The sequence below is a fragment of the Serratia sarumanii genome, assembly GCF_029962605.1.
Taxonomy (GTDB): domain Bacteria; phylum Pseudomonadota; class Gammaproteobacteria; order Enterobacterales; family Enterobacteriaceae; genus Serratia; species Serratia sarumanii.
The window spans coordinates 4,090,823-4,103,506 of the sequence record NZ_CP124750.1 but is presented as its reverse complement, the minus strand read 5'-3'; the positions used below and the strand labels follow the sequence as shown (position 1 = coordinate 4,103,506).

12 protein-coding genes are annotated in these 12,684 nt (G+C 56.6%); 8 read left to right on the top strand and 4 right to left on the bottom strand.

Annotated elements, in window-relative coordinates; genetic code table 11:
- Positions 1-71: 71 nt before the first annotated feature.
- Together SSARUM_RS19450 and SSARUM_RS19445 are read right to left on the bottom strand one after the other, a co-directional pair.
- Entirely contained in the window at positions 72-3,224 is a 3,153-nt protein-coding gene (locus SSARUM_RS19450) for a hypothetical protein (protein ID WP_060431067.1), read from the bottom strand.
- 195 nt (positions 3,225-3,419) lie between these two features.
- Positions 3,420-4,028 (bottom strand): HD domain-containing protein, encoded by a 609-nt coding sequence (locus SSARUM_RS19445; protein WP_025304127.1) that lies wholly within the window; start codon positions 4,026-4,028, stop codon positions 3,420-3,422.
- A gap of 183 nt (positions 4,029-4,211) precedes the next feature.
- Here SSARUM_RS19445 and trhA point away from each other — a divergent pair, with 183 nt between their 5' ends.
- Positions 4,212-4,886, top strand: a complete 675-nt coding sequence (trhA, locus tag SSARUM_RS19440; protein WP_033649450.1) for a PAQR family membrane homeostasis protein TrhA — start codon at positions 4,212-4,214, stop codon at positions 4,884-4,886.
- A gap of 150 nt (positions 4,887-5,036) precedes the next feature.
- On the top strand, positions 5,037-5,534 hold the full coding sequence (locus tag SSARUM_RS19435; protein WP_033649451.1) for a DUF2165 family protein: 498 nt from the start codon (positions 5,037-5,039) through the stop codon (positions 5,532-5,534).
- Positions 5,535-5,572: 38 nt separating this feature from the next.
- On the opposite strand, the gene ygfZ is transcribed toward SSARUM_RS19435, so the two are convergent.
- Complete coding sequence (ygfZ, locus tag SSARUM_RS19430; protein ID WP_033649452.1) at positions 5,573-6,565, bottom strand: tRNA-modifying protein YgfZ; 993 nt, start codon at positions 6,563-6,565, stop codon at positions 5,573-5,575.
- A 320-nt stretch (positions 6,566-6,885) separates the two neighbouring features.
- Here ygfZ and sdhE point away from each other — a divergent pair, with 320 nt between their 5' ends.
- The 5 genes from sdhE (at position 6,886) to creD (ending at position 11,110) form a co-directional block, all read left to right on the top strand.
- On the top strand, positions 6,886-7,152 hold the full coding sequence (gene sdhE / locus SSARUM_RS19425; protein ID WP_004931679.1) for an FAD assembly factor SdhE: 267 nt from the start codon (positions 6,886-6,888) through the stop codon (positions 7,150-7,152).
- Complete coding sequence (locus SSARUM_RS19420; RefSeq protein ID WP_033649453.1) at positions 7,133-7,555, top strand: protein YgfX; 423 nt, start codon at positions 7,133-7,135, stop codon at positions 7,553-7,555. The genes sdhE and SSARUM_RS19420 overlap by 20 nt, the downstream gene beginning before the upstream one ends.
- On the top strand, positions 7,555-8,250 hold the full coding sequence (creB, locus tag SSARUM_RS19415; protein WP_033649454.1) for a two-component system response regulator CreB: 696 nt from the start codon (positions 7,555-7,557) through the stop codon (positions 8,248-8,250). Before SSARUM_RS19420 ends, creB begins: the two co-directional genes overlap by 1 nt.
- The gene (gene creC / locus SSARUM_RS19410; protein WP_033649455.1) at positions 8,247-9,665 is read left to right on the top strand and encodes a two-component system sensor histidine kinase CreC; all 1,419 of its coding nucleotides are present in this window, start codon (positions 8,247-8,249) and stop codon (positions 9,663-9,665) included. The genes creB and creC overlap by 4 nt, the downstream gene beginning before the upstream one ends.
- An 80-nt stretch (positions 9,666-9,745) precedes the next feature.
- The gene (gene creD / locus SSARUM_RS19405; RefSeq protein WP_060431066.1) at positions 9,746-11,110 is read left to right on the top strand and encodes a cell envelope integrity protein CreD; all 1,365 of its coding nucleotides are present in this window, start codon (positions 9,746-9,748) and stop codon (positions 11,108-11,110) included.
- A 37-nt stretch (positions 11,111-11,147) separates the two neighbouring features.
- On the opposite strand, the gene fldB is transcribed toward creD, so the two are convergent.
- A complete protein-coding gene (fldB, locus tag SSARUM_RS19400) occupies positions 11,148-11,666 on the bottom strand; it encodes a flavodoxin FldB (RefSeq protein ID WP_033635825.1) in 519 nt (172 codons plus the stop codon).
- 106 nt (positions 11,667-11,772) lie between these two features.
- Here fldB and xerD point away from each other — a divergent pair, with 106 nt between their 5' ends.
- Entirely contained in the window at positions 11,773-12,672 is a 900-nt protein-coding gene (xerD, locus tag SSARUM_RS19395) for a site-specific tyrosine recombinase XerD (protein WP_033638574.1), read from the top strand.
- The last annotated feature ends 12 nt before the right edge of the window (positions 12,673-12,684 follow it).

Genomic DNA, 12,684 nt, shown 5'->3' with positions numbered 1-12,684 from the left:
GGCGTACAAACCGTAGTAACTTTCACACCGGGTCAAAGCCCGGCGTGAAAGTTGTGCATGATAAATAGCAGCTATGCAGCGACGGCATCATGGGTAAAACTGCCAATGCCATTAATTTCCAGAACGGGTGAATCGTAATGGGCCATGTTGAAGGCATTGTCGTTTTTGAGACCAAAAATAATGTCATCGTTGTCCAAACTGTGATTCAGATTCTTATCCACCATCACAAAATAGAATCCATTCAACGATAAGGCGCTGACTTCGCTCAATGCACTCTGACTGTGGCCTTGAGTGACTGTAGATACCAGTTCAATGAACAATTGTTGCGGAGTCGTATTCGTCTGGACATTCATTCCGGAGAGTAGCACTGTCAGCTCATTCAGGGATAAGCTGCCGACGAGATCGATAGTCTTGCTGCCACCCGCGGAAAAGAGCCACTGCCGGTCGATATCACCGACGGCAATGTTGTCGCCTTCAACCCATGATGCATTTTGCGTACTGCTGTTTTCGTAATCGTTAAAGGTGACCATGTTATCAATGGTACTGTGGTTGAATACCACCGTATCCGCGCCTTTGCCGGTTGCCAGACTCGTATTGCCCATTACGTTGTAGATATGATTAGCCTGGATGCCGCTGGTCGTAGGGGCATCGTTGGCGATCGACAGTTGGTAACCGGCCAATTGGGACATGATGGCATCGTATCCCGTCAGTCCGTCTAATTGTTTTAGCAGCTGATAGAACTGCCCGCCGCCGGTCCCCCCTTGTTCCATGGTCAAATGCAGTGGTGTGCTATTAGCCATGTGACTGGTGATGGATTTCAATTCTTCGCTGAAATTGTTTTTGATGGTGAGGTTAAGCGCCTTATCACCGGTAATGTTAATTTCACTGATATGGTTGTCATGGCCCTCAAGGCGTAGGGTGTTTTCCGCATCTCCCTTGGATGATATTTCCAAAAACTCTCTGACCTCCGGAATACCAGAGTCAATATAGACCGTATCGGTTTTGAACGATAAAGTGCCGGCATCAGCGTGAGCTATATTTTTCGCATCAAAACTAATTGTCATCACGGGTGAAAAATTTTTATAACGGTAATCGGGGGCGTACTCGAAGGTAATATGGCTGTTTTCACCGGCATTACCGGTGATTTCCAGAGCACGTTGGCTAAAAGGGGCATCCATAAATGAGTCTACCGGCACATTAATCACCGTAACGTTATCGGCAAAGCCAGACAGCGCAAAACCGTATGAACCCGTAAAGCCGTTTGGCATTCCCCACGCAGGATCCCAAAGCTCGGGGGCTTTCAGGTCGGTGATATGCTTATAATCCTTGTTGTGTATGTTAGCGATAGAGGGATCGGCCAAGAGGCCGATATCAAATACGTGCTTGCCCTCGTTGCCGACTAATTGTCCGTCAAGGTAGATAGAACCCGTACCGCGATAGCCCGCCAAATCGATCTGGGGGAAAAGCGTAAAGTTACCTACATTGGTGGCAATCGTGCCGGAAAGCGTACCATCGCTACTTGTGGTGAGATACACATTCTTGATGATGAGGTTAGCCGTTAATACCGAACCTTGGTCATACCCCTTAATTTTGAAAGTATTGCTAACGCTATTGGCGCCGTCATTGATGCTATTGCCTTGCCACTGTACATTGATATTTTTTGCAAAATTGAATCGAAGCTCACCGGTGGCATGCGCCATATCCGCATCTGCCGTGATGATAACGTTTTGATTGTTCCCAGTAATAGGGTTTGCCAAGGTGACATTCGGGTTTTTCAGGAATATATTAATATTATTGAGCGCTTGCGTGAACAACTTCAGCAAAATATTCTCAGTACCGTCAATGGTAAGGGTATGCCACCCATTCAATTGACTAATGTCGACAGTGCCTGATTTCATGACGTTCAACGTAATGTCATTCAGCATGAGTAACTCAGCATTGGAAATAACATGTTCGACGCCATGATTATTTATTGTTCCCGTTAATGCTCCGTTTTCATCACTTTTTGTCAGTACCCCCTGTTTGACATAGTTTAAATTGGCTCCGATCTTTTTTTCGAATTGTTGGACCGCATAACTGCCCGGAGCTCCGCCATTGCCTGAAATAATACTCTCATTAGCACGAAAGTGCGCCAATACCGCCAGTGTTGCCTTCAGTGCATCATTGCCACTTTCGTTCATAATTGCGACAGACTCGGCTGTCGTCATGGGTCTTCCCCATAAATTACTGAATATTATCTGATATGAGACGGCTTTGGCGAATGCAGGCTGCTTAGCGAACATGGCGAGGATATCACTCTCAGAGCGCCCTGCGGCTAATTGCTTACTGTAGGTATCCAATGCATTGGCATCAATATAATAACCGGCAATGCTCAAGTATATTGCAGTTATGGCCTCTTGATACTCCGGTGCCGGTAACTCTCCGGCAGCATAAACATGCGTGTGAGCCAAAAAAATTGCTTTGGCATCAGCATGTTCGCTGGTGTCATCATTGCGGATGTCATTAATCATTCGTACTATAACATCGCCACGGTTTTCCGTATTGATAGTTAACCCGGCAGTATATTTTTGTAGTTGGTTGTTATCGGGGGCTGATCCAAAAATATTTTCATGAATTTTGATGACGAAATCATTGTCGCTAAGGTTCGACAACGCTTTTTTACCATCGACAAATTTTTGTGCAATCAGATTTAACTGTTCAGGGTGCTTATTTATCACGTTGCCCCAATAGTTTATACCATCGGATGTCATCGTTGATTTCACTGCATAATAAAAACCCTGCACCCATTCGGCTCCGTCTGATACTGAGCCGTTAAAAGAGGGGAATAGCGTTTGATTGACGGTTTCAATCAACGCGGCTTGTTGTTCTTTTAAAATGACTTCTTGCCCGGAGTAGTGCAAAAGTTCGTTGTTCATGTAAGCCGCAAGGCTTCCGAGATCGCCACTTTTTTCCAATTGGCTGAGAAGGTAAGCGAGTATTTCCTCCGATGCGTCGGCACCATGAAGATTATGGTAAATAAACTGTATTTTTTCACTGTTATTTAATTGCGACAGGCGTGATTGACCTAATTCAGAATTGATTAATTTATTTGTTAATGCAGCAAGGGAGAGGTTTTCTTGTGCCAATTTTTTTGAAAAATAATCGATATCTTTAATGTCGGCTTTTTTTCCTATGACGGCATAAAATAATGCGGCGACATCGCGTTGAACGAGAAGTGAGCTCATGACTTTCCCCAAAGAAATGGATGCGAAAAAGGTAAGTAAAGGAGAGAACCTGGGGTTAAGCAAGTATGAGACACATATCCCGTGCCGGGGCTGGGTTTGCTTGAACTGACCGCTGCGATGACGTCTAAAAGCAAGTATGGAGCCGCCGTCGGGTGAAATAAACAGGCTGCAGTGTATTCACTGCAGCATATACTATTACTTCAACCAGCCTTTGCGCTGCGCATCCCGCAGGTGTTGCTCCATGTGGTGCCACAGCTCGGGGTGCACGTCGGCGATCGATGCATTGCGCGCCAGCACCTGCTCCAGGCTGATGCCGTTCTCTACCCAGCTCTGGCCTTCATTGTGCAGGTTCATCAGCATCGGCATGGTGCGATCCAGCAGCAAGGCGAAGCGTGCATCGGCGCTTTCGCCATCTTCATATTCCTGCCATAAAGCGGTGAAATACTCGCGCTGAGCCTCCGGCAACATGCCGAACAGGCGGCGCGCCGCTGCCACTTCCTGATCGTGGATCGCCGCGCGGGCCGCCAGATCGTAGACCAGCACGTCGCCGGCGTCGATTTCCACAATGTCATGCAGCAGCGCCATCTGGATCACGCGCTGAATGTCTACGTCATCACCGGCGTAGGGCGCCAGGCTCATGGCGGCGATGGCGAAGTGCCAACTGTGTTCGGCGGAGTTTTCCTGGCGCTGGGTGCCCAGCACTTTGGTGCGGCGTTGCACGCCTTTCAACTTATCGATTTCCATCAGGAACTGGATGACCTGGGTCATTGAGCCGAAATCTAACGCGGGTACAGCGGATGACATGGTGTAAACCTCAAGGTGGGTGGGTTGAAGCCTGACGATTGTAGACCACCGGGCGGGCGATTTCGATGGTTACACGCGTTCACATTTTTATTTTAGCGTACACGTGTACACTGGAATTATTCTCAGTTAAGCTGCTTTGCGTTAATTTCGCACAAAGCAGGGCATTTTGAGGGGTTGCGCGTTATGGGGAAAACGGACGTAGTGAAAGCCGGGAACAATAAGATTGTCGCCTCGGCTTATCCGTGGGCGGAAGAGATCGCCAACAGCATCAGCCACGGCATCGGGCTGGTGTTCGGTATCGTCGGCCTGGTGTTGCTGCTGGTGCAGGCGGTGAATACCGGCGCCGATGCGACGGCCATCACCAGTTACAGCCTGTACGGCGGCAGCATGATCCTGCTGTTTCTCGCTTCCACGCTGTACCATGCGATCCCGCATCAGAAGGCCAAGCATTGGCTGAAAAAATTTGACCACTGCGCCATTTATCTCCTGATTGCCGGGACTTACACCCCGTTTCTGCTGGTGGGGCTGGATTCGCCGTTGGCGAAGGGCCTGATGGCGGTAATCTGGGGATTGGCGCTGCTGGGCGTGCTGTTCAAGCTGGCCTTCGCCCACCGCTTTGAAGCCCTGTCGCTGGTAACCTACCTGACGATGGGCTGGCTGTCGCTGATCGTGATTTATCAGCTGGTTACGCGGCTGGAGGCCGGCGGCGTCACGCTGCTGGCGATCGGCGGGGTGGTCTATACCCTCGGCGTGATTTTCTACGCCTCCAAGCGCATTCGCTTTGGCCACGCCATCTGGCACGCCTTCGTGCTCGGCGGCAGCGCCTGCCATTTCATGGCGATCTACCTCTACGTCTAAACGTTATCGCTACGTCTGAATGCGTATTGAACGGGCGCCTCTTTTGTTTTAAAAAATAGGCGCTTGCTTCTTTCGGGTATCCAGCAAGCCCGTTCTTTCATTTCTGAGCCCGCATACTCTTTCTCTTAACTTTGTTCAGGACTCATCACAATGATCGTTCGCTTATCCAAAGCGCTGCTGGTCTGCGCTATCGCTTTGTTCGCTTCGCTGGTGGCCTTCGGCAATATCACCGATTACGGCTCCAACTTCGCCTTCGTGCGCCACGTCTTTATGATGGACACCATTTTCCCCGACGCCACCATCGGCTACCGTTCGATACAAACGCCGTGGCTGCATCACGCCGGCTATATCTTCATCATTGCGCTGGAGAGCCTGACCGCGCTGCTGTGCTGGATCGGCGGCCTGCGCTTGCTGTGCGGCCTGAAACTGCCCGCTAAAGCTTTCAACGGCAGGAAAAAGCTGGCGGTAGTGGGGCTGACGCTGGGCTTCCTCACCTGGCAGGTCGGCTTTATGTCGATTGGGGGCGAGTGGTTTGGCATGTGGATGTCGAAACAGTGGAACGGCGTGCCCGATGCGTTTCGCTTCTTCGTCACCATCATTCTGGTGCTGATTTATCTGGTGCAGCGCGACGGGGAGTTGGACGAGTAACGAAGACGGCCGCAGGCAGGGCGCCTGCGGCCGACGGATTATTTCTCTTCGGCCAGCGAATACGGCAGCGGTTTGATCGCCAGCTGGCTGGCGGCATCCTCGCGCACCCGCAGCTTGCTGTCGGCGTCCAAATCGTTGTTCATCACCACCTGCACCCACAGCCTGCCGTCGGCCAGTTGGCTCGACGCCAGCACGGTGCCGGTGCGGCGCCAGTTTTCACCCAGCTGCAGCTCCAGGTCTTCCGCCGCCTGCGGGGCGCGGGCCGCCTTACCTTCCAGCCAGTAGAGCGCACGCTTGTTGGCGCCGCGGAATTTGGCGCGCGCCACCATCTCCTGACCGGTATAGCAGCCTTTGCTGAAGCTGATGCCTTCCAGCGCCTGCAGGTTGGTGGCCTGCGGGATCAGCTGCGCGCTGTTGGCGGCGTCGATAACCGGATAACCGGCCTCGATCTCCAGCGCCAGCCACTGGCTGCTGTCATTCAGTTCCGCCTGGTCATGCAGTTTGCCGATCAGCTGTTCGGCCACGGCGGGGCGGGTCACCAGCAGAAAACGTTCCGCCGGCGCATTGAAGTGCAGGATCGTGGTCTCGCCGTCCTGCACTACCGGGTGCTCGGCGCTCGGCAGCGTGGCGAACAGATCCGCCAGCGCGGCGCGCGCCTGGAAACCGGCGACGCCCAGCAGCACCGCGTCGTTATCGGCGGCGATGGTGACTTTGGAGAACACCGCGTATTTTTTGATTTCCGCCAGCTGGCTGTCCAGCACGCTGCGGCGTTCCAGATAGGCGAAGCCTTCGCTACGGTGGAACAGACGCAGGTTGCTCCACATTTTGCCCTTGGCGTCGCAGTGGGCGCACAGCACGTGTTGATCGGCCGCCAGCGCGTCGATGTCCGCCGTCACCTGGCCCTGGAGATATTTCACCGTGTCCGGCCCGTTCAGCGTCACCAGCGCCCAATCTTCCAGCGAGATCAGCGTGAGGGGCAGATGGGTGGAAGCGGAGGGCTGACGGGGTGGGAATGGAATGTTATGCGCCATAGTAAGTTCCTGCTCAACGTTTAGCTTACCTGAAGGGTATTGAACCCATGGTAAAAGAGGCGGCGGGCTTTGCAAACTGTTATTCGCGCCGCGGCGCCGGGGTGCGCTTTTTTTGGCATTTTGCGCTTTATTACGCTTTCCGCAGCAAAGCGCCTTCCCGGCGTGTATGTCAAATTGTTACTCTATAGGCTTGCGGCCAGGGCACCCTTGCAGACAGATCCCCGGCTGATGGAATTATATTGCGACGGCGTTGCCATACAGTGTGTCATTTGAACCCTGCGCTGGCGCTGCCGCGCTGAAAAGAGGTGAGTCATAACAACATGGATATTAACAACAAAGCACGAATTCACTGGGCTTGCCGCCGTGGCATGCGCGAGCTGGACATCTCCATCATGCCGTTCTTCGAGTACGAATACGACAGCCTGAATGACGCGGACAAGGCGCTGTTTATCCGCCTGCTGGAGTGCGACGATCCCGATTTGTTCAACTGGCTGATGAATCATGGCGCGCCGCAGGACGGCGAGCTGCAGAGAATGGTGACCCTGATCCAAACGCGAAATAAAGACCGTGGCCCAGTGGCGATGTGATATCCGCATTTCCTGGCGCACCCAGCTGTTTTCACTGTTGACCCACGGCGTGTTGATCCTGCTGATCCTGATTTCGCCCTGGCCGGAAGGTTTTGGCCCGCTCTGGCTGGTGCTGCTGACGCTGGTGGTGTTTCAGTGCATTCGCAGCCAGAAGCGCATCGCCGCGGCGCAGGGCGAGCTGCGGCTGCTGGCGGACCGGCGCTTCAGCTGGCACGGCCGCGAGTGGCGGCTGGCGAAAAAACCGTGGATGCCGGGTTACGGCATGCTGCTGACGCTGCTGCCGATGGAGGGCAAAAAGCGCCGCCGGCTGTGGCTGGCTTCCGACTGCATGAGCAAAGAGGAGTGGCGCCACCTGCGGCAGCTGTTGCTGTATCCGCCGGCGGGTGACGGCGAGGATCCCTGATGAAACCCGTACTCTGGTTGGTGGAGGATGAACCCAGCATTGCCGATACGCTGGTTTACACGCTGGAGAGCGAAGGCTTCGCGGTGCGCTGGTTCGAACGCGCGGAACCGGCGTTGCAGGCGCTGGCGCAAGGCGCGCCCGCGCTCGCTATCCTCGATGTCGGTTTGCCGGATATCAACGGCTTTGAATTGTGTCGCCGCCTGCTGGCTCAGGCGGCCGACCTGCCGATTCTGTTTCTCACCGCCCGCAGTGATGAAGTGGATCGCCTGATCGGGCTGGAGATCGGCGCTGACGACTATGTCGCCAAGCCGTTCTCTCCTCGCGAGGTCAGCGCGCGGGTGCGCACCATTTTGCGTCGCCTGCACAAGCAGCAGCGCCTGCAGCAGAGCGCGCCCTACCATTTCGGCGCTTTCGCGCTCGACGAAGACGCGGCCACCATCTCCTACCATCAGCGGCCGCTGCCGCTGACCCGTTACGAATACCTGCTGCTGAAGACGCTGCTGTTGGCGCCTGGACGGGTGTTCTCGCGGCAGCAACTGATGGAAAGCGTTTGGGCGCAGGCGGAAGAAAGCCTGGATCGCACCGTCGATACCCACATCAAAACGCTGCGCGCCAAGCTGCGTGCGGTTGAACCCGGTGAACCGCCGATCCACACCCACCGCGGATTGGGCTACAGCGTGAGCCGCCAGCCATGAAAATTGGCCTGCGCCTGCTGCTGGGGTACTTTCTGATCGTAGCGGTGGCCGGGTACTTCGTGCTGAGCATTTTCGTCCAGGAAGTGAAGCCCGGCGTGCGGCGCGCTACCGAAGGCACGCTGGTGGACACCGCCAACCTGCTGGCGCAGATCGCCCGTCAGGACATGCAGCGCGGCGATGCGGCGCATGGCCAACTGGCGCAGGCGTTTACGCAGCTGAATCAGCGGCCGATCGGCGCCAACATTTCCGGCATCCGCAAGGACCGCAGTGAATACCACGTCTATCTTACCGATGCCCAGGGCCGGGTCATCTTCGATTCCGCCGGCCGCGCGCAGGGGCAGGATTATTCGCGTTGGAATGATGTTTATCGGACGCTGCGCGGCCAGTACGGCGCCCGCAGCACCCGCAGCGACCCGCAGGATGAAAACAGTTCGGTGATGTATGTGGCCGCGCCGGTGATAGAACAAGGGCGCATTATCGGCGTGCTCACCGTGGGTAAACCCAACAGCACCATGGCGCCGGTGATCAAGCGCAGCGAACGGCGCATTCTTTGGGCCGGCGCGTTGCTGCTGGGGATCGCGCTGCTGATCGGGGCGGTGTTCGTCTGGTGGATCAACCGGTCGATAGGCCGGCTGGTGCGTTATGCCGATGGGGTGGCGCAGGGCGAAAATGCGCCATTGCCCAAAGTGGGCGGCCGGGAACTGACCCAGCTGGCGCAGGCGCTGGAGAGCATGCGCCTGAAGCTGGAAGGCAAAGCCTATATCGAACAATATGCGCATGCCCTGACGCATGAGCTGAAAAGCCCGCTGGCGGCGATCAGGGGCGCGGCGGAGCTGTTGCAGGAGCTGCCGCCGCCGGAAACCGCTCGGCGTTTTCTCACCAACATTGAACAGCAAAGCGCGCGCATCCAACAACTGGTGGATAAACTGCTGGTGCAGGCGCGGCTGGAGAGCCGGCCAGAAATGGAGACGGCGCCCATCGCGATCGCGGCGTTGATCGACCAGACGGTGGCGGGCAAAGAGGCGCAGGCGACGCAGCGCGGCGTCAGGTTGCGGCTGGAGGCGCTGGCGGAGGTGACGCTGAACGGCGATGCGTTGCTGATCAGCCAGGCGCTGACCAACCTGCTGGACAACGCGATCGACTTTACCCCGCCGGGCGGTTGCGTCAGCGTGCGAGGCGAACGGCGGGAACAGCATTACTGCATCAGCGTTTGCGACGACGGCAGCGGCATTCCTGACTATGCGTTCGATAAGGTGTTCGAGCGCTTTTATTCGTTGCCGCGCGCCGAACGACCAAAAAGCAGCGGGCTGGGGCTGAACTTCGTGCAGGAGGTCGCCCGTCTGCATCATGGCGGCATTCACCTGCGCAACCGCCGGCCGCACGGGGTGGAAGCGACGTTCAGGTTATCGCTGTGACTTCACCTTCCCTTCACATAACCACATTCTGATTTCACCTGCGGGTTTTATCGTGGCCTCATTACCTACGAGGAGCGAGCATGATGAAATCGGTACTTTTCTGGAAAATAACCACGCTGCTGGGATTGATGGTGGTGATGTTGATCCCCATCGCCCAACTGATGAGCGTGATCGACGAACGCAGCGGCTATCGGCAAAGCGTGGTCGGGCAGGTGAGCGAAAGCACCAGCGGGGCGCAGCGCGTGCTCGGCCCGTTGATTGTCATTCCTTATGTCGAACAAGAAGAAAAAAAAGACGAGAAAGGGCAAACGGTGGTGCAGCGGGTGCAGCATCACCGCTATTTGCTGCCGGAGTCGCTTCAGGTGCAGGGGGCGCCGAATGTGGAAGTGCGCAAGTTGGGCATTTATCAGACGCAGGTTTACCAGGGGCCGCTGAACTTCAAGGTGCGTTTCGGCCAGCCGGAGCTGGCGGATTTGCAACGCGCCAAAGTGACCGTCGGCCAGCCGTTCCTGCTGGTGGCGCTGAGCGATTCTCGCGGCATCAAGAGCATTTCCCCGCTGGCAACGCCGCAGCCGGTGGCGTTTGAGCCGGGCACCGGCGTGGGATCGTTGCGCCAGGGGATCCACGCACCGCTGACGCTGGCGGCGCTGCAACAAAAAGCGGGGCTGAGCGCCGACTTCACCCTGACGCTGGCGGGCACCAGCAGCCTGTCACTGGTGCCGCTGGGGCGCAGCAGCGAGCTGCAGCTGCAAAGCAACTGGCCGCACCCGAATTTCCTCGGCAACTTCCTGCCGGACGAACGCAAGGTGACGGAGCAAGGGTTTAGCGCTCGCTGGCGCAGCACCTGGTTCGCCAACAACATCAACAGTGCGTTCCATTACGACGATGGCATTATCGACGAGGACAAGCTGCCGGCCTTCAGCGCCAGCCTGGTCGAACCGGTCGATCACTATCAGTTGACCGAGCGCGCGGTCAAATACGCGCTGCTGTTTATCGGGCTGACGTTTATGGCGTTTTTCCTGTTCGAAACCCTGACCGGGCTGCGGGTGCACCCGATTCAATACCTGCTGGTCGGCGCGGCGCTGGTGTTGTTCTACCTGATTCTGCTGGCCTTCTCCGAACACCTGGGATTCGCTCTCGCTTACCTGGCGGCCAGCATCGCCTGCAGCGGACTGATCGGCTTCTACCTGAGCGCCGTGCTGCGCGGCAAGCTGCGCGGTGCGCTGTTCGCCGCGAGCCTATTGCTGTTGTACGGCGTGCTCTATTTGCTGCTGCAGTCGGAGGACAATGCGTTGGTGCTGGGGGCGGGGCTGCTGTTCGCCATTCTGGCGGGCATTATGCTGTTGACGCGCAAGTTGGACTGGTATCAGGTGGCCGATCCGGCGCGTCTGGCAAAGGAGACGCCGGCCGGCGAAGACGAACCACGCTTCCGTCTGTGGAAATAAGCGGGGGAAATCGGGCGCGTTGAGCGCCCGATAGCGGCTACAGCAGCGGCTCCATTTCCAGCAGGATCTGTTCGCACCATTGCTGCAGGCGCTCTTCGCTCAGATCGTATTGATTGACCTCATCGAGCGCCAGGCCGACGAAGTGTTTGCCGTCGGCGCTCAGCGGTTTGGGGCTGGTGAACTCGAAGCCCTCGGTTGGCCAGAAGCCGATGAACTGCACGCCCAGCGGCGCGATGTGATCGTGCAGCATGCCCAGCGCGTCAAGGAACCACTCACCGTACCCGAGCTGATCGCCCATGCCGTACATGGCGACGATTTTGCCTTTCAGATCCAGCGCCGGCAGCTGCGGCCAGATCGCTTCCCAGTCTTCCTGCAGTTCGCCGAAATCCCAGGTCGGGATGCCGAGGATCAGTATGGAATAGTCCTCCATCAGCTTGGGAGAGACGTCTTTCAGGTTGTGCAGGTCGACCAGGTCTTCACCCAGAATCTCACGGATTTTTTCTGCCGCCATCTCGGTGTAGCAGGTGCTGGAGCCGTAAAACAGACCAATCTTCATGTGTAAACCGTTACGTTGCCGTTTAGAGAATTGCAGCGAGTATACCTGATTTGCGTCGGCTTAAGGCATAATGGCGCGGGTGGAAATGCAACAAAGAGAGGACCGCGTGCAACAGCAAGACCATGCGCTGATTGAACAATTCCTGGATGCGCTGTGGCTTGAGCGCAATCTGGCGGAAAATACGCTGGCCTCCTACCGGCTGGATTTGCAGGCGCTGGGCACCTGGCTTGGCCAGCAAAACACCGCCTTGCTGCAGGCGCAGGCGTTGGATCTGCAGGCTTTTCTCGCCGAGCGGGTGGACGGCGGCTACAAGGCCACCAGCTCCGCGCGTTTGCTGAGCGCCATGCGCCGCCTGTTTCAGTACCTGTACCGCGAAAAGCTGCGCGCCGACGATCCCACCGCGCAGCTGGCGTCTCCCAAGCTGCCGCAGCGTTTGCCGAAGGATCTGAGCGAGGCGCAGGTCGATGCGCTGCTGCAGGCGCCCTGCGTCGATCAGCCGCTGGAGCTGCGCGACAAGGCGATGCTCGAAGTGTTGTACGCCACCGGGCTGCGGGTTTCCGAACTTGTGGGGCTGAGCATCAGCGACGTCAGCCTGCGGCAGGGCGTGGTGCGGGTGATCGGCAAGGGCAACAAGGAGCGGCTGGTGCCGCTGGGCGAAGAGGCGGTCTACTGGATTGAAAATTATCTGGAGCACGGCCGCCCGTGGCTGGTCAACGGCCAGACGCTGGATGTGCTGTTCCCCAGCACCCGTTGCCAGCAAATGACCCGACAGACGTTCTGGCATCGCATCAAACACTATGCCATCCTTGCGGGCATCGACAGCGAGCGTCTGTCGCCGCACGTGTTGCGGCACGCGTTCGCCACCCATTTGCTGAACCATGGGGCCGATCTCCGTGTCGTACAGATGTTGTTAGGGCACAGCGATCTCTCGACCACGCAAATTTATACTCATGTAGCGACCGAACGACTGAAACAGCTACATCAACAGCATCACCCGCGCGCCTGAGCGGCGGGTTCG